At 34.1% G+C, this 18,743-nt stretch carries 14 protein-coding genes; all 14 read right to left on the bottom strand.

The features are described 5' to 3' along the window. Positions 1–25: 25 nt before the first annotated feature. The 14 genes from BLQ00_RS06735 to gndA all read right to left on the bottom strand — a co-directional run bounded on the left by BLQ00_RS06735 (position 26) and on the right by gndA (position 18,737). On the bottom strand, positions 26–544 hold the full coding sequence (locus BLQ00_RS06735) for a LacI family DNA-binding transcriptional regulator (RefSeq protein WP_093142285.1): 519 nt from the start codon (positions 542–544) through the stop codon (positions 26–28). Next, complete coding sequence (locus BLQ00_RS06730) at positions 541–1,209, bottom strand: bifunctional 4-hydroxy-2-oxoglutarate aldolase/2-dehydro-3-deoxy-phosphogluconate aldolase (protein ID WP_093142282.1); 669 nt, start codon at positions 1,207–1,209, stop codon at positions 541–543. Before BLQ00_RS06730 ends, BLQ00_RS06735 begins: the two co-directional genes overlap by 4 nt. 10 nt (positions 1,210–1,219) lie before the next feature. Then, the gene (locus BLQ00_RS06725) at positions 1,220–2,242 is read right to left on the bottom strand and encodes a sugar kinase (protein WP_093142279.1); all 1,023 of its coding nucleotides are present in this window, start codon (positions 2,240–2,242) and stop codon (positions 1,220–1,222) included. Positions 2,243–2,376: 134 nt separating this feature from the next. Next, entirely contained in the window at positions 2,377–3,141 is a 765-nt protein-coding gene (locus BLQ00_RS06720) for an SDR family NAD(P)-dependent oxidoreductase (protein WP_093142277.1), read from the bottom strand. 19 nt (positions 3,142–3,160) lie between these two features. Continuing rightward, on the bottom strand, positions 3,161–4,435 hold the full coding sequence (locus tag BLQ00_RS06715) for an MFS transporter (RefSeq protein WP_093142274.1): 1,275 nt from the start codon (positions 4,433–4,435) through the stop codon (positions 3,161–3,163). A 177-nt stretch (positions 4,436–4,612) separates the two neighbouring features. Next, positions 4,613–5,314, bottom strand: a complete 702-nt coding sequence (locus BLQ00_RS06710) for a FadR/GntR family transcriptional regulator (RefSeq protein ID WP_093142272.1) — start codon at positions 5,312–5,314, stop codon at positions 4,613–4,615. Between the two features lie 403 nt (positions 5,315–5,717). Then, positions 5,718–7,037 carry a RagB/SusD family nutrient uptake outer membrane protein gene (locus tag BLQ00_RS06705; protein ID WP_093142269.1) on the bottom strand — a complete coding sequence of 440 codons (1,320 nt, stop codon included), beginning with the start codon at positions 7,035–7,037 and terminating at the stop codon, positions 5,718–5,720. Positions 7,038–7,048: 11 nt separating this feature from the next. Then, positions 7,049–10,228 (bottom strand): SusC/RagA family TonB-linked outer membrane protein, encoded by a 3,180-nt coding sequence (locus BLQ00_RS06700; RefSeq protein ID WP_093142267.1) that lies wholly within the window; start codon positions 10,226–10,228, stop codon positions 7,049–7,051. A 460-nt stretch (positions 10,229–10,688) separates the two neighbouring features. Further along, positions 10,689–11,063, bottom strand: coding sequence for a cupin domain-containing protein (locus BLQ00_RS06695; protein WP_093142264.1), 375 nt, complete (start codon positions 11,061–11,063; stop codon positions 10,689–10,691). Between the two features lie 18 nt (positions 11,064–11,081). After that, a complete protein-coding gene (locus tag BLQ00_RS06690; RefSeq protein ID WP_093142262.1) occupies positions 11,082–13,355 on the bottom strand; it encodes an alginate lyase family protein in 2,274 nt (757 codons plus the stop codon). 228 nt (positions 13,356–13,583) lie between these two features. Beyond that, positions 13,584–14,354, bottom strand: coding sequence for an SDR family NAD(P)-dependent oxidoreductase (locus BLQ00_RS06685; RefSeq protein ID WP_093143897.1), 771 nt, complete (start codon positions 14,352–14,354; stop codon positions 13,584–13,586). Positions 14,355–14,422: 68 nt separating this feature from the next. Further along, positions 14,423–15,511 carry a polysaccharide lyase family 7 protein gene (locus BLQ00_RS06680; protein ID WP_093142259.1) on the bottom strand — a complete coding sequence of 363 codons (1,089 nt, stop codon included), beginning with the start codon at positions 15,509–15,511 and terminating at the stop codon, positions 14,423–14,425. Positions 15,512–15,554: 43 nt separating this feature from the next. Then, complete coding sequence (locus BLQ00_RS06675) at positions 15,555–16,829, bottom strand: Nramp family divalent metal transporter (protein ID WP_093142257.1); 1,275 nt, start codon at positions 16,827–16,829, stop codon at positions 15,555–15,557. Positions 16,830–16,853: 24 nt separating this feature from the next. Continuing rightward, on the bottom strand, positions 16,854–18,737 hold the full coding sequence (gndA, locus tag BLQ00_RS06670) for an NADP-dependent phosphogluconate dehydrogenase (RefSeq protein ID WP_093142254.1): 1,884 nt from the start codon (positions 18,735–18,737) through the stop codon (positions 16,854–16,856). Positions 18,738–18,743: the final 6 nt, after the last annotated feature.

Here is an 18,743-nt window from a genome sequence, read left to right as displayed (position 1 = left end):
AACGTAGGTTAAATTGGCATGTAAATTAAGCGATATTTTTCAACAATGCATTAAAACTAGTCACACAATATCTCTGTATTTGCTCTTCCGATTGATCTTCAGTGATTTGAAGGTATTCAATGGGGTGACTATAGTTATTAATTTGAGGTTTATTTCTAGAGAGCAGAATTACACCATCGACACTACCGTCATTACTATTTTTTATACATTCCATTTCTTTTGATGGAGATTCAAAAGACTGGTACAACACAATTTTATAGCCATTACTAGTTGCTAGTTTTTCTATATTAAACAGAAACCAACTGTAATGATTTGTATTTGCTTGCGGAATTATTACTGCTAAAGCTTGCGCTCTTTTCTTTCTTAACCCAACAGCATGTTTATTAGGAATATAGTTGTGTTTTTCGGCGATATCTTTAATAATTCTTCTTGTGTTTGTACTAATATCAAGCTTATTATTTAACGCTTTAGATACCGTAGACACAGAGTAGCCCGATAAAAATGACAACTCTTTTAAAGTTATTATAGATTCTAGACTATTCATGATTTAAGTTCTTTGATGATCGCTATTGCCTCTTTTGAAAGCAATTCAATCGCTTTAAAGTCATATGCTCCATTTTCATCTTTGCTAATTAGTTTTGAACCGATTCCAACGCACGTTGCACCTGCTTCAAACCAACCTTTAAGGTTTTCTTTAGTTGGAGAAACTCCACCCGTAGGCATGATACTTGTCCAAGGTTGAGGCCCTTTTATAGCTTTAATGAAATTTGGTCCATAGATCCCTCCTGGGAATAATTTAACGAGTTCGCAACCTAGTTCTTCAGCTTTCGCAATTTCAGAAAGAGAACCACAACCCGGTGACCAAAGTACTTTTCGTCTATTACATACTACTGCAATATCTTCTCTAAACACTGGAGTTACAATAAAGTTTGCTCCTAATGCCATAAATAATGAAGCAGAAGCAGCATCTGTAACAGAACCAACTCCAAGAATCATTCCTGGTAATTCTTTTAAAGCATACTTATTAAGTGCTCCAAATATTTCGTGTGCAAAATCTCCGCGAGCTGTAAACTCCATAAGCCTTGCGCCACCATTGTAACATGCTTTTAAAACGTGTTTGCAGGTATCTATATCACTATCGTAAAATAATGGAACTAGTCCTGTTTTCTGCATTACTGTTACAACTTCTATCCTTGAGTATTGTGCCATTCTATTTTATTTATCTTGAAACTTTTCCTGAAGAATCACCACTGAGTAATTTTTCAATTTCATTCAGTGTAATTAAATTATAATCACCTGAAATTGTGTGTTTTAAGCAGCAAGCTGCGACTGCAATATTTAGAGCTCTTTGTTTGTTGTTTACATCGTTTACCAATCCGTAGATTAATCCTCCCATGAAGGCGTCTCCACTTCCTACTCTATCTACAACAGGAGTTACTTCTTTAACATCTGCATTATACACCACCTTTCCATCATATAATATTCCTCCAATGCGTTGATGCGAAGCACTTACAGAATATCTTAGTGTTGTCGCTACTATTTTTAGATTAGGACATGATTTAAAAATCTGATCGTATAAAACTGGCAATGATTTTTCGTCTTGATAATTAGGAGAAACTTTATCTTTTCCCAACATGAAAAGCGCAGTATCAATATCTCCTAAAATAATATTACTATATTTCAATAGCTCTGGCATTACCTGTTTTGGTTCTTTACCATATTGCCATAATTTAGATCTATAATTTAAATCGGAAGAAATTGTGATTCCCAATTTATGAGCCACTTTTAATGCTTCTAAGCACTCTTGAGCGGCAGATTCTGAAATTGCAGGTGTGATACCACTCCAATGAAACCAAGTAGCATCTTTTAGAACAGATTCCCAATCTATAGAACCTTTTTCAATTGTTGCCATAGAACTATTAGCTCTATCGTACACTACATTACTTCCACGTGTACCAGCACCCGTTTCAAGATAATAGATCCCCAATCTGTCTCCTCCATAAATTACGTTTTTAGAGTCAACATTAAATTTACGCATCTCTTTTAATGCGCAGGCTCCAATTTCATTTTCTGGTAATCTTGTAACGAATTCAACTGGAATTCCATAATTAGCCAATGAAACTGCTACATTAAATTCTCCACCACCATAAGAAGCAGCAAATGTTTTTGCTTGGGAAAATCTTAAATGACGCTCTGTAGAGAGCCTCAACATAATTTCACCAAATGTTACAATCTTATTCATTTCTTGAATTTAATTACTATTCTTTATTAAATCAAAAGCCAAATAGTTTTAGAGCTTAACATTCATTCTGATTAAGTTAATTGATAAAGAGAATGTGTTAATATAAAGCTATTTGGCTTTCTAAACTTTCATTTTTAAATTCCTAACGCTTGTCCACCACCAATTTGGATTGTTTCAGCAGTAATAAAAGCTGCATCTTTACTAGCCAAGAAAGAAATAACACCTGCTACATCTTCTGGTTGTCCTAATCTTCCTAACATAATATTATTTGCCCAAGAAGCGAATACTTCTGGTTTTGTTGCTTTAATTTGTGCGTGAAAAGGAGTATCGATAGTACCAGGAGACACTGCATTTACTCTAATTCCGTATTCCGCTAAATCTTTAGCTAAGGCGCGAGTTATTGAATGAACTCCTGCTTTAGATGTTCCGTAGATTCCAGCTCCAGGTCCTCCTGCAGTCCATGCTGCATTCGATGTAAAATTAATAATAGAAGTGCTTTCTCCTTTTTTTAGAAAAGGGATAGCTGCTCTAGAAGCAAAAAAGACTGAATCAAGATTTAATGCCATTACAGATCTGTAAAAATCGGTTGTCATTTCTTCAAATCTAGATCTTCCACCTAAACCACCAGCGTTGTTAACCAGTACATCGATTTTACCGTGTTTTTCTCCAATTTTTTGAATGTTTGCTGTTACTTCCTCTTCTTTAGTAACATCAAAACCATAGTATTCAGCAGAAATACCAAGATCGGTAAGTTCTTTTATTCTTTCAGCTCCTTTAGAGTCTTCAATACCGTTTAAAACTACAGTATATCCATCAGTACCTAATCTTTTAGCTACTTCGAAACCTATACCTCCTGTTGCTCCTGTAATTACCGCTACTCTTCCTGTTTGTTTACTCATCTTATTCAATTTTTATCTTTTATTTTTTATTTTCAACTGGTTCTATTTTTCTAATCAATCCGAAAATTGACAATACAGCTAATGGTGCTAATACTGCTATTATTATGAATGCTGGTGTGTAAGAACTTATTGTTATTTTTGGTATTAACCAGTTCATTATAATTACTGAAACTGCTCCTACACTTCCAGCTAATCCTGCTAAAGTTCCTACTGACGGTCCTCTAAATAAATCGCTTGAAATTGTTTGAATGTTTCCGATTGCGAACTGAAATCCAAAAAGTACAACTCCAACTATATAAATAAAGGTCATTGGATTGTTTTCATTGACTAGGAATATAATTCCTAATAATCCTAAAAAGATTAATGACCCTCCAATTGCAATCGTTATTTTACGTGCGATATCAACCGATTTTGTTTCCATTAATTTACCGCAATACCATCCTCCTAAAAGACTTCCTGCCATACCTCCTAAGTAAGAGATCCAAATGGTAGATCCAATTTCAGCGATACTAAAGTTAAATTTAGAATGAAGGTATAAAGGCATCCAACCTACAAACAACCACCAAATTGGTTCAATAAAAAATCGTGATGCTAAAACTCCCCATGCTTCTTTAAAACTTAAAATTTTAAATACACTAAGTCCTTTGACTTTTTTAGTATCATCTTCTTTGCTAATACGACTAGATAGAATTACATTTCGTTCTTTTTCAGTAATCCAAGGATGCTTTTCTGGTTTTGCTTTGTTGATAAATAACCAAGGAATTACCCAAAGAATACCAACTGCTCCAATGATAATATAAGTTGTTCTCCATCCAAAGTGACCATATAAATAGGCAATTAATACAGGAGCAATAACACTTCCTAAAGAAGCCCCAGCGTTAAAAATACCTTGGGCGATTGCCCGTTGTTTAACTGGAAACCATTCACCATTACTCTTCACTGCTCCAGGCCAATTACCTGCTTCTCCTAAACCAAGAAGTGCTCTAAAAAAGGTTAATGATAATAAGCCTCTTGAGAATGCATGGAATATAGAAGCCACAGACCAGACAACAATTGAAACTACAAACCCAAAACGAGTTCCTATAATATCGTATAATTTGCCTGAAAGGAACTTTCCGGCTGCATAGGTAATCATGAAGACATTCAGCATAATTGCATAGTCAGACTCGTCCATTCCTAAGTCTTTTCCCATTTCTGGCCACATTACTCCAAATGCAGTTCGATCAATATAATTGATTACAGTCGCTAGACAAATTAACGCAATTACCCACCATCTAAGTCCTTTTACTTTCATATGTTTTTTTACTATTTAAAAGAAAACAATTTGATAGTTCCCTTTACTATCAGTGTTGGAAATACTGATTTATTTATGGTGAGTAGTATGTTTTAAACATAATTACTCTCCCTCCAAATTTTAAATTTTGATTGATTTACTAAATAAATTGTGCACTTTATTTAGTATTTATTTTTATTAAACGTTGTAACAATATTTATACAATTCACTAAAATGTTCTTTCATTTTTTGTTTTGCCAACTGTGGGTTTTGATCTTTAATTGCATTAAATATTTCTTCGTGTTCTTTAATGACCTTCTGATCTAAAGTTTTATCACAGACATGATATTTTTCAAAATTTGTGATAATTTCTGGCGTGATGGTTAGCATAAATGTATTCATACTACTATTTCCACTTGCTTTTGCTATCGCTAAGTGAAACAACAAGTCTTCCTGTACTGCATCTTCACCATTCAACACTTTTTTATTATAGGCGTCTAAGGTTGTTCTCATCTTTTCAAGGTCATCAGGAGATCTTCTTAAAGCTGCCAAACGAACTGTTTTAAGCTCTAATAATATTCTAGTTTCAACTAATGATTTAAAATCGGGATCTTCTAACCCTAGAATATCTTCAATCATACCATTCATAGCAATCACTCCTATATTTGCTACAAATGTTCCACTTTGCGGAATTGACTCTAATAAACCATAAAATTCTAGCTTTTGAATGGCTTCTCTAACATTTCCTCTTGAGACTTCAAATTTTTCAGAAAGCATACGTTCAGACGGAAGTTTATCGCCAGGTTCAAGGTTTTTTAAATTAATTAAATCCCGTATGCTAGCTATAATATGTTGTTGAACGCTAAAATTTTCAGTCTTTGTCCGCATGTCTAATTTCATAAGCTAATAATTGGTTAACCAGTTTACATCGTGCTAAATTAACTCATATCTTTTAAAAAGGAAACTTTAAAGAGAGTTTTATCAAACTCTTTCAGAAAAAAAGGAGCTTTACATATTCTCACTTTTTCAATAAACTATCAATATGTACCTTTTTAACCTTTAAACTCTACTTATATTAAACACTTTCAACTTAAGACTGAAACAAACACAAACAATGTATGAGTTTTAGTTTTTTACGTATAAGTTTCAGTCTTTTTGAAAAATGCTATTTTAATTTTATATAAGTTAAACAAATCACCTCTTGTCTCTTCTCCTTAATCTTTTATTTAGAGTTGAAACAGTTTCGTTGTTTCATTTGTATGTTCACAAGAATCATTACTAAAGTGTTATGAGACACAATAAATTAGTAACCAGGATTCTGAGTAATAACTCCATTACTCACAAGAACCTCTGAAATTGGAATTGGGAATACATAATAATTAGGGTTTATCGTTTGCCCCATTTCAGAATCAACAGTTCCTGTTCTTACCAAATCAAACCATCTATGTCCTTCAAAAGCCAACTCCAATCTTCTTTCATCTTGTATTGCCTTTCTCACTAAAGTTTGTGTATTAATAATAGTAGGATCTAATACATCTAATCCTGCTCTCTCTCTAATATCATCTAACAAAGGAAGTACTGTTGTTGCAGGAGAACCATTCTCATTTAATGCTTCTGCATATAATAAAATTACATCTGCTAATCGCAATTCTATCCAATCATGATCTGGTCCTCCAGATTGTGGATATTTTGGAGATCTTAAAGCAGTTTCATCAATATTTACTGCTCTTCTTAAATCTCCAGGGCTAGCATCGTAAGCACTAATTAAATCCGGATCTAATGGTGCAGGTGACTTTGAATCTTGTCCTAAGTACCATTCCCAAAATTCTGAAAAACCATACTCATCTATTACTGAACTAGAAATTTGAGTTGCGTAAATTATTTCTGAATTCTCAATATTTGCTAAGTCAAAAACATCAGCATACTCTGTTTCTAAACTAATTCCAGCTGTTCCAGCACTATTTAAAAAAGTTTGAAATTGTGTCGCAGCATTTGCAAAATTCCCCATGTGCACATATACTTTACCTAATAAAGCCTGTGCAGCAAGTCTTGACGCTCTACCGTTTACACTTGTATTATCTAAAAGACTCATTGCGTCTTGTAAATCTGGAATGATTACATTATTGTAAACTTCATTAACTGGTTTTCTCTTCAAATCGAAGGTAGGAATATCACCTATATCTGGTGATGTCAAAATTACTGTAACATCTCCAAAAGCTTGTACTAATTTAAAATAAGACAATGCTCTTAAAAATTTAGCCTCCCCAATTTGAACAGGGTCTTCTGAATTCTCAATTACGTTATTTGTACTTAATATTGATCTGTATAAAGCTGTATAAAAAGGTCCAAAAAACTGATCTTCCATTGCTGTTAAACCAGGACCATAAAGATCATATTCAGTGTATGGAGACTCTAACATTAAAGCATTATCTGCTCTAAAATCTCCCATTACTGCCATAGGTGTAACAGCGCCAAGTTGATAGTAATAAGCAGCATTTAAAACTCCTTCAAAATCTGTTAAAGAATCTGAACTTGCAATATTTGGCGGAACTTCATCTAAATCTGTACTACAAGATGCGGTTACTAATATTGCTCCTAATAATAATATATATACTTTTTTCATCTTTCCTTTAATTAAAAATTAACATTAAAACCGAACGTAAAGCTTCTAACAATAGGACTTGCTCCTATTTGAACCCCATAAGTAGTAGGCCCTAAGTAATTAGATTGAGAAGTATCTACACCCTCTGGATTAAATGATGTATAATCATCTCCCCATATGTAAAATAAATTAGTGGATGCTAAATAAACCCTTGCTGAACTTATTCCTACTCTACTAACTAAATCTGATTGAAGCGTATACCCTATCGTCAAGTTTCTCAAGGCTAAGAATGACGCATCTTGAAGCTGCGCATCTAATTGATTGTTTGAATCTAAATAGTACTGTCCATTATGATCAGCTATACCATCGTTATCGGCGTCAAAGCTATCACGTAATCTTCCACCAAATTCTGAATTATAGTAAATAGGATCCACATTCCAAACGTCGCCTCCTTGAGCTCCTTGAACTTGGAATGCCACATCAAAAGATTTATAGCTTATAGAACTATTGAAACCATAATAAAAGTCAGGTGTGTTTTGTCCTATTTTCACTAAATCTCCACCCTCTTCAACAGTTCTTGTTTTATCAATTACTCCATCACCATTTTGATCTTTTACATAAAAAGCTGAGCTGTTAAGCCCTATTGCTCTCGTTGGGTCTTCAATGAAATTATCTTCAACTTGTCCAATCGTTTCTAATCCCCACATTTCACCAATCTCTCCTCCTACATAATTTCTAAACACAGGACCTCTACCACTTTGTCCGTAAATTGATTGAGGTAATTCATCTAATCCACCTAAATCTGTTATTTCTGTTTTTACTGTAGATAAGTTACCTCCGAAATCCCATTTAAAATTCTCATTTCGAATAATAGCTGCACTTAATTCAAGTTCCAAACCAGAACTTCTTACATCTCCCGCATTCACTCTAATAGAAGGAACACCGAAAACTTCAGAAACACTTAGATTAATTAAGATATCTTCAATGTCAGACGTATAATAATCTGCGCTAAATCTAAATCTGTTGTTTACAAAACCTAAATCAATTCCGTAATTCGTTTCTGTATTGGTTTGCCATGTTAAATCTGAGTTTGCGATATCATCAGGAATAAGGAAACCAGTTCCTAATATCGTTGGCTGAGGATTTAAAAGACTTAATGAGTTGTATGCTCCTAAATCGGAAGTAGATCCTAAAGAACCCGTACTAAATCTTGGTTTTAATAAACTTATGAATTCTATATTATAAAAAGATTCGTTATGCACATTCCATCCCAAAGAAATTGCTGGGAATACCGCATATCTTTCATTAGATCCAAAACGAGAATCTCCATCTCTTCGTATCGATGCCGACACTAAATAACGATCATCAAAAGCATAATTTACTCTTCCAAACATACTCCATCTTGTAATAGTTTCGTCTCTTTCAGTAACAATAATATCTTCAGGCTCTAAGAGGTTATAATTTACAATGTCGCTATATGGAACGTTTGTACCATTAGTTGAGGTGCCTTTAAAATAGATTTTTTGAAATTCAGCTCCAGCCACGGCAGACACACTATGCTTGCCAATTTCTTTTGCATAATTCAATGTAGTTTCGCTCAGAGTAGAGGTTTGTTTTACGTTCGTCTCATCTAAGGCCGTTTGATTACCACGTGCTCTAGAATCAAACTCAAGTCCTCTCCAGAAGTAATCTTTAGTATCTCTTACATCAGCTCCTAAAACAGCTTTAATATTTAAGCCATCCATAATAGTGTATTGTAAATAGGTAGATACATTACCGAAAAAAGTTTTCTGATATCTTTCTGTATTGTCAAGTTTGGTTGCAGGACCTGCATCTCCAGTTCCTCCAATACCATTACCACTTCTACCATAATGCCAATCTTGCGCTGTATCGCCAGGTTGTAATGTATAGATACTATTATTAAAAGGTGCATCACCTCCTCTGTACCCATCATCAAATGGATCAAGCCCTAAAGCCTGTGCTTGTTGATCTAATTGTTGTACAAACGCAATAGACGCTTCTGTATGATAAATAGGACTTACATTATATGCTCTTAAAAGATCTCTCTGATCGTGTCCTAAAATTTGTCTATCTGCTACGAATCCATTAAAACTTATTCCTGTTTTAAATTTGTCTCCTAGTTCAGTATCTACATTTAAGCGCGCATTTAGTCTTTCGTATCCTTCAGTTCTCACAATACCATCTGTATTTTGATAACCAACTGAAGCAAAATAGTTTGAATCATCCGAACCACCACTATAGCTAAAGTCATGATTTGTACTATAACCACTCCCGTAAAGCCAATCTTCTACAGCCCAAACATCAGGCGCATCTCTATACGCGTTTATTTTATAATTTACAAAGGCTGGGTCTAATTCTGAAACATCATATCTCCCACTAGCAATACCGGCTTCTAATGTGTTTGCCCATTCGCCAGCTGTCATATTTATAGTACCACTTTTGTACTTGTTTGAAACACTCGCATACGTATTATAACTAAAACTTGGCTTACCACTTTTTCCTTTTTTGGTAGTAACTAAAATTACTCCATTTGCTCCTCTAGAACCATAAATAGCAGCTGAAGCAGCATCTTTCAAAACTTCTACACTCTGAATATCGTTAGGATTAACAGTAGCTAAACTTCCCGAAATTGGATACCCATCTACCACAATCAGCGGATTAGAATTTCCATTAATGGAAGAAGCAGCTCTTATTTGAATCTTAGGATCTGCTCCTGGTGATCCATTTTGATTTTGAATTAAAACACCTGCTAATTTACCAGCTAATGCTTCATCCACACGTGTTGCCTGAATCGCCGCTACATCTTCTCCTCCAACTTTTGCAATTGAACCCGTTACATGACTCTTTTTCCGTGTACCATAACCAACAACAACAACCTCGTCTAATGCATTGGCATCTTCCACCAAGGACACATTAATTATTGTTTTGTCTTCAACAGGAATAAGTTGCGTTACAAACCCGATGTAAGAATATTGAATAACATCACCCTTGCTTACAGTGATTTCATAATTACCATCAAAATCAGTAGTTGCTCCGTTACTTGTTCCTGCAACAATGACATTAACTCCAGGCAGAGGCATTGAATCGGTAGTAGAGACCACCTGCCCTGTCACTGTTAAGTTTTCTTGGGCAAAAGAAGTGATACAAATAAATAGTATCGCTATTAATGCCGACTTAGCTTTTAAATTCATAATTAGTTTTTTAAGTTTTAGTTAGTTAATATCCTTTAAACACTTAAAAACATAATCTTACATAAGTTGTAATTATTTCTTTACTTTTGTAGTGTTATGTTTTTATAACATAATTACTTCCCTCCAAAGAAGTATTTTTTTTAAAAGAACAGATGTGCATCTGTTCTTTTTTTGTCAATCAAATTGGTAAACCAATCTGGTTAACCAAATATATGTATAATATTTTGTTAAAACCAAGGATTTAATAAAATTTCTCTGTTAAAATTTAGAAATCGAGAAAAAACCTACAGTCTTTTTATGTTTTACGTTGGAAAAACGCTCTTAAATTGAACTAAATACATTTATATGTAATGCTGCTCTTTGCAGATAGCCCTTTGCAGCAGTCAAAGAGGAATATTTATTGAACCTACGCAATTAAATGAAACTGTTTTTTTATCTCTTTTATGACATGAAGATTTTTTTAAGCCTTATCTCCAAAGTAAGACACCTCAGCTCCGCTTAAAAAATCTTCTCTTACTGGGCTAAAAGTATCTATGAGCTCTCCTTCTTCTAAACATACTGCACTGTGCAATAAATTAGGTTCAATGTACACGCCATCTCCAGCTTCTACAATTTTCTTCTCACCATCAATTTCAAATTCAAATTTACCTGAAACACAATAGGTAGCCTGTGTGTGAAAATGTTGATGTGGAGCCCCTAAAGCGCCTTTATCAAACTTCACTCTTACCATCATAATTTGATTATCATATCCTAAAAATTTTCTTGATACTCCTCCACCAAGTACTTCCCATTCCATGTCTTTTGCGATGACATACTTTTCACTAAATCTTTTCATAATATTTATTGTTTTATTTTATTTGAAATAATAAGAACCCACCCAAGTATAATTCTTATTGTTAATTTTTATGGTATGTGTTGCTTCTTTTGTAGTAGTTGTATTTGCAGTTATAAACAGTTTTGAGTTTCCATTTACATTGACAATTTCAATCGCCGTATAGGCTTCAGTATCTAAAACCACTTTTAATTCTTTAATACTACTATTAGAATTTAATGCAAATTCTGAAACAGGACTATAACTACCATGCGATTCTATTGTTGACACAAAAAGTGTATTAGCGGCGTTTTTTCTTCTTAGCATAAATGCAGCTTCTCTTCTTAAGTTAAATTCGGGATCGTTTGCCCCTATTCGTGTAAATAATAGTTCATCGTTATTACTAGTGACAGAAGTTGCCGTGTAAAACTTATTCTCATGTAGCCATGCTATTTTACTGTTTGCTTCGGAAAGTTTAGCAGTTCCTTCAACATATAGGTGTTGATAGCCATTTTTAGTTCCAAGCGCTTTTAACGTTTCTGGTGTTTTATAATCAAAATTGGTTTTTAAAAGTTGCCCCATAAAATAAAACGGAAGATCGTATTGATGCGCCTTTTTTGAGGTGACTTTCATAATATCTAGTACATATGGTTTTTCAAAATCTTCATCTTTAATAATCGCCATGGTACGAAGCATTTCAGTTGCTGGATAGGCATTCTTTTCAATAGCACTTACAACCTGAAATTCTTCACTTTCCGAAGAAAAATAATGCAATTCTGAATGATTTTTACTTCCTATTTCATACTCCCCGTTAAAATGAGAGGTTTCATTTTGTGTAATTGTATTGTGCGCTATGGTTTGTTTTGCCCAGGTTTTATTTTCCTTCAGGTAATTACCACCTCCTTTTTGTTCAATATTTACAAATCGTGCCAACCCGTAATCTTGAAGTATTTCAGTTCCTTTTTCATATAAAGAATAAGACAACTTATCGTAATGCCCATGACTTGACCCTTGTGCTGCATATTTAAAAACAAGTTCTATATCTTCACTTCTTAAAATACCAACACCTCCTTGTGTTCCATCGGGTCCATCAGATAAATTAATAGACTTTTTATTGAAGGGTTTTGCCTTTCCATTTTTTATACCCAATGCAACCGCCAAACCGGAATCATCTAACAACACTTTATTTTGTTTTTCCGCTATACTCAACAAGCCTGGATCTTGTGTTCCGAAATGATATGAAATATCTACTGCAGTCACCAAAGCATTGGTATAGTATGACATTCCTTTTTGACCGTCATTTAACGGAAAAAAATCACCATCTGCATCCGATAAGTTTAAGAGTGCATTAATAGATTTTAATAAAACACCGTCTTTATATTCAAAAATCTTTAGGTCGGGTCGTACGTTGTGCAATCCTTCAGCAAAAATCAAAAAAGGATACATTGCATATCGTTGATAATATGGGCCTTCTGTATAATACCCATCTGGTGAAAAAGGTTCTTCAATATTTGCTAAAAAACCTGCTTTTCCATCTTTATTTAAAAATCCACCATCGTCATCTTTAGCCTTTGTATCTAAATTTACTCCTTGAATACCATATAGAGCACGATCAATTAATTCTTGGTCATTCATAACCAATCCAATCATACCAACAGCTGCATTTCCCCAAGTACTATGATTATGAACTCTTTGATAAAATTGTGGACTATCTATTGAGATATGATCTGCAAAAGGTTTGAATAAATTTGTTTCAAGCTTGTTGCGTTCTTCTTCAGACAAATAATTATAAACACAATCATACGCCTGACTCACATACACTAACCAATTTGAATCGTTTAAACATTGCCAAAATAATTTTCCTCTAGCGTACGATCTTGTTTTTGGGTGTAATGGTAATGTTTTATACATTGCCTCATATTGCATTAGCATGTCTTTTACATACTTCGCGTATTTTTCGTCATCTAGAATTTGGTATAATACCCCTGCTTTTTGTAGGACTAAAAAATTTCGTTTGTGACGCGCATGAGTGTAACCTCCTGAATAATCTACAGGTATTGGTGTGTCAATTCCAAACGCTATTTCAGCATCTACTTCCTCTTTAACTTCTTGTAATGCTTTATCAAAAATGGGAAGCTTCCCTAATTGTGCTCTAATATCTTTAACTCCCTGAGCAGTAAGAATTAATTTAGGGTGTGCCCCTAGTGTTGAAGCTGTATCTTCATTTTCTGAAACCAAATTTGTTTCTTCTTTACATGAAAAAGTAAGTGCTAGAAAAAGGATTGAGACAAAAAAGCAAGTTTGTGAGATTCTCATAAAACAATTGGTTTACCAAATTGGTTTACCAATATAGGAATATTTTATTGTTTCCCAAAAAAAGTAATTATTTAAAAGTGATATTTTAAATAATTCACAGTTAATCGCACTAAAACCATATACCATAAAACACTAAGAAACAACAATTTAAAAATTAACTCTAGGTTTTTAAATATAAAAAATTGCCTTTAACCACAGGTTTGAGAACCATTGAAATATAACGGCGAACTACATATTGTAGACACCGCCATTAATATCTAAAGTAGCACCGGTAATAAAGCCGTCAAATTCGGACGCTAAATATAAAACAGCACGTGCTACATCTGCTGCATTCCCAGCTCTTTGAATTGGGATACCTGCCGTAGTTTTATCTGCAGATTCTTTTGTTGTATGCGTATTATGAAACGAAGTACCAAGTATTAAACCTGGAGCTACAGCATTTACTCGAGTACCTTGAGGCCCTAATTCTGAAGCAAGTGCTCTTGTTAGTGTTAAAATAGCGCCTTTACTCGTAGAATATGCTAATGATCCAGGGTGACCGCCTTTACGTCCTGCTAGAGATGCTAAATTAACAATACTACTATTCTCGTTTTCTGCTAAATAAGGAGCTACTGCTCGCGTTACAAACATCATAGAGGTTAGGTTGATATCCATTACTTTGGTCCAAAATTCAGTATCAATTTCATTCAACATTTTACGTGCCACAAGTGAGCCTGCATTGTTAATCAGTATATCTACCCCCCCAAGCGTTTCAACTGTTTTTTCAACCATTGCATTCGCATCAGTTTCTTTTGTTAAATCACCAGATATAGCAACCGCTTTTTGTCCTTTACCAATTGCATATTCAATCAATTGATTTGCTGTATCTGCACTAGAATAATAGTGAATGGCAACATGAGCACCACTATCAATAAAATGCTTCGTGATTGATTCTCCAATGCCTTGAGCACCGGCAGTTATCAAAACGTTTTTACCTGTTAATTTCGTTTTGTTTTCCATGAGACTATACTTTTTTTGTTTTAAAATGTCTTCTGTTACCATTGAAACACACCCTCCTATATATTTATTTAATCATTTTTCGCGAAATAGCCTTCATTAGAAACAGCGTTATCACTTACAGAGATACTTCCCGTTTTAAACCATACCTCGGCGTAGTTTCCGTCTTGATATTGTTTTTCGATATTACCTCCATGTGTTTCAGCGCCAGAACACCAATTTTTATTTATTTCTGGAGACTTTCCATTTGTTTGGTTGTATGCCCCGAGCTTGAAAAAACAACCCTCACCAGCATAGGCCTCTTTACGTTCTACTCCATCTTGACCAATGGGTACAAATAATTTTTGTGTTTGCTCTGGAATATCTGCTTTCGTTGTGTATTCTGATTCGATTAAGTTTTTGACGAATGTTTTGGTTTCATGACCTTCACTTGTAAACTTTAAGGTCATCATTCCGTCCTTCACTTTAACTTCATAACTAAACTCTTCTCCTAAAGCAATCCCATCTTTAGGTTCTTCTGGATACGTGTTTGCTTCAGTTCCAACCACAGAAAAGTCATTACCCCAAACAGCTGAAGAATAATCCCATCTTCCAGAGTTGTCTTCCCCTTCTGTATTGATTTCATAATGCCAGAAAACCGAACCTTTAGTATGACCTGGAAATTTTTTATAAAATATTTTAAGAGGTTCATTTTCATGTTTATCAGCACTATGAATCTGACCTACAACGACAGAATGTGTAGCTGCTACACGAGCATCACCCGTCGCAGATACATTCATTACTTTAAGTGTAGCTGTCAATTTTTCATTAGCCGTTTTTGGGTACCATTTTTTTACTTGCGCTAATTCGGTTCTTGTATTATTTGAAGTTCCGTGTGTGTCTCCTCCATTGGGTGTCTTAAAAACCACCCAGTCGCTAGTACCATCATTTTCAGTAAAAAAGAAATCTTTATTTTCAAAATCGTTTACAATACCTGCATTTGACCCATCTCCTAAAATCAATTTCCAATGATCAAAAAATGGAATAACATCATTGGCATAAACAGTTTTTGCTACTTCTTTTTTAACTGGATCTTTAACCTCATTTTTACAGCTAGTTAGCACTAGAAAAAAACTAAGAGCTACAGTCATAGTTAGCGATGGAATGATTTTTTTATTCATTTTTTTATGGTTTAATTATATTATTTTTAATCTTCCTTGATTATTAGAAATATTCTAAAAGTGCTACTATACCATTGTATGAAATCACTAAAGAAAAAAACAACGCTGCATACAAGCCGATATAAACACCTAAGCTCGTTTTATAATCTTTCATTACTTTTTTACTGTGTAACATTAGAATGATTCCGAGAACTACAATTGGCAATACAAATACATTAAAGACTTGAGATAGAATTTGGACTTCAATAGGGTTTGCTCCAAACGCAGGCCCAATTAAAGCCACCAAGCAAGCTATAGCCGTTATTATTCTAAACTGACGCGAATTGGTATCTAATACTCCCGATTGATAATCTGCAATTAATAATGGTGCAATTAATAAGCAAGGAAAAATAGAAGACAATCCAGCACTTAATGCTCCAAAAAAGAAGATAGTAACCGCCCACTTCCCGGCAACTGGCTCTAAGGTATTTGCCATATCCAACACTTGAGTAACTTCTTTTCCTTGATAAAACAATGCGCCCGCAGCTACCGCCATAATTACGCCACTAATCACGAAGATTAAAATAGCCGCTGTAATAGAATCTTTTTTCTGTTGATCTAAATTTTCAATAGTCCATCCTTTTCCCTTTACGAAGAGTGGGCGAGACAAAAACGTAGCTGAAGCCATCGTTGTTCCTACGAAAGCTGCAACTAACATCTTACCACCAGGAACATCTGGTATTGTTGGTATTAATCCTTTTACAACATCTATAGAAAGTGGTTGTACAAAACATAAAGACAATACAAACGAGAGTCCCATTAGACTTACGAATATAACTAGGATCTTTTCAAAGAAGGTATATTTTCCTACTAGCATCAATAAGTAAAAAGTAACAATAATTACAACAGCTATTGTTAAGACGGTTTCATATTTATAAGCCCCTAACCCTTCAAAATTAATCGCTAATATTTCAAAAATAATATTAGATGAAATCCCTAAGATTCCCATTAATGAATTCCATTGTCCAAACGTAATTCCTACAATAATTAAAATGGCTAAGGTTTTACCAAATTTTAAATGTTTTTTAAATCCGTAGAGTGCTGTTTCACTAGTGATTAGAGAATAATTACCGTATGCAAACATTAAAACTCCAGAAAAAATACAACTGATAAAAAGCACCCATAACAATTGCATATTAAACTTACTTCCAGCTACAATCATAGCCGTTACGCTACCCGTACCAATGGTATAACCAATAGCAAAAATACCTGGGCCAAATCCTAATATAATAGCTATAATCTTTTTTAGAAATGATTTAGTAGGCGTCGCTGCTTCCATTTATAAGTTGTTGTTCGTTATTTTTTAGTTCCAGTTAGTATGGTAATTCTTTCCAGAATCGTCATCCAATCTTTGATACGTATGTGCTCCAAAATAATCGCGTTGCGCTTGTATTATATTTGCTGAAGAATATGCCGTTGTAATTCCGTTGAAAAACTGAATAGACTCTCCTAAACAAGGCACAGAAATATCATTAAGTACACTTTGTGAGACCACCTTTTTAACGGATGGTTTGTATTTATTAATACCTTCTGAAAATTGCGTATCTGTCAATATGTTTGTTGTGTTTTTAAAAACATCAACTAAATCTTGCATTAAATTAGATTTAATAATACAGCCACTTGTCCATATTCTAGCAATTTCACTTAGATTTAAATTCCAAGAATATGCAATTGACGCTTCAGTAATAAGTTTGAAACCTTGATAATGATTTATAATTCTAGCAAACTGATACGCTTCTAGAATATCGTTGGTTGACACCTTTAATTCTAAATGATCGGCTTGATTAAAATGCTTATTTAGAAGTGTTCGTTCTTCTTTATAAAAAGAAGTATACCGAGAAAATAAAGCCGATGCGATTAACGTACTTGGAACACCAAGTTGGGTTGAAGCGATTGTCGTCCAGTTTCCTGTCCCCTTATTCCCTGCTTTGTCCAATATTTTTTTTACCAACCAATCGTTGCCTTCTTTCTTTCTGAAAATTGCGATGGTTATTTCTAATAAATAACTATTTGCTGTATCTTTCCAAGATTCCAATATTGTAGCAATTTCATCTGGATTGTTACCTGAAGCTTCTAATAGCGTACATACTTCCGCCAGCAATTGCATTTCTACATACTCCACTCCATTATGCACCATTTTAATAAAATGTCCACTTCCTTCTGGACCAACATACGTGCAACAAGGCAAATTGTTTTGATCTTTTGCTGAAATTTTTTCTAGAAATGGTTTTACATTTTCATAGGCTTCAACATCTCCACTTGGCATGATCGACGGACCTTTTAAAGCTCCTTCTTCTCCTCCAGAAACACCAGTTCCTATAAAATGAATTCCATTGGTTTTTAAATAATCGAACCGTTCTTTAGTATTTACATAGTTAGAGTTTCCTCCATCAATTAAAACATCATTCTCTGATAAATAGGGCAACAAATCTTCAATAACATAATCTATTGTTTTCCCAGCATTCACCATGAGCATTATTTTTCTAGGTTGTTGCAAAGAATTTACAAATGAAGCTATATCGTCAAAAGCTTCAGCTTGAGATAATTCAGAATGCGCAGCTTTAAAACTTACTGCTACATCTTCTTCAACTCCAGCCACATGTCTATTAAACATTGAAATTTTAAATCCGTTATTGGCTAAATTTCGGCACAGGCTTTTTCCCATAACTCCTAAACCAAATAATCCAAATTCTGATGTAGTCATTAATTCTTTCTTTATCTTTCGTATACTATTTTCTGGTGATAAGCTACTAGCTATTTGAATTGCATCTTTGGGTTCTTCCAAAATATCAAACTGTGATTGTAATAATTCCGAAGGCATAAAATGATTTGGCCTACTGTGTATTCTTTCAAAAATCTGATGGAAAGACCCCGTTAAATGCACCCATTTTGTTTCAGCTATAATTCCTTCACTTAAGGTATCGCGATACTTCTGTTTTAATGCAGAACAAGCAATAACACAACTGTTACCTACCAATTGTTCTTTAGCCAAACTATTTAAAGTCTCTAACCAACCTTGCCTGTCTGTGTCATTTAAAGGGACTCCTTCAGACATTTTTTTAATATTAGCTTCCGGATGAAAATCATCGCCATCAAAAAAAGGAATGCTTAATTCTTCAGAGAGTAATTTCCCAATAGTACTTTTTCCACATCCTGAAACACCTATGATGAAAATTACTTTCTTCAATATTAT

Source organism: Ulvibacter litoralis, assembly GCF_900102055.1.
GTDB classification, from domain to species: domain Bacteria; phylum Bacteroidota; class Bacteroidia; order Flavobacteriales; family Flavobacteriaceae; genus Ulvibacter; species Ulvibacter litoralis.
This window is presented reverse-complemented; position numbering and strand designations above follow the sequence as displayed.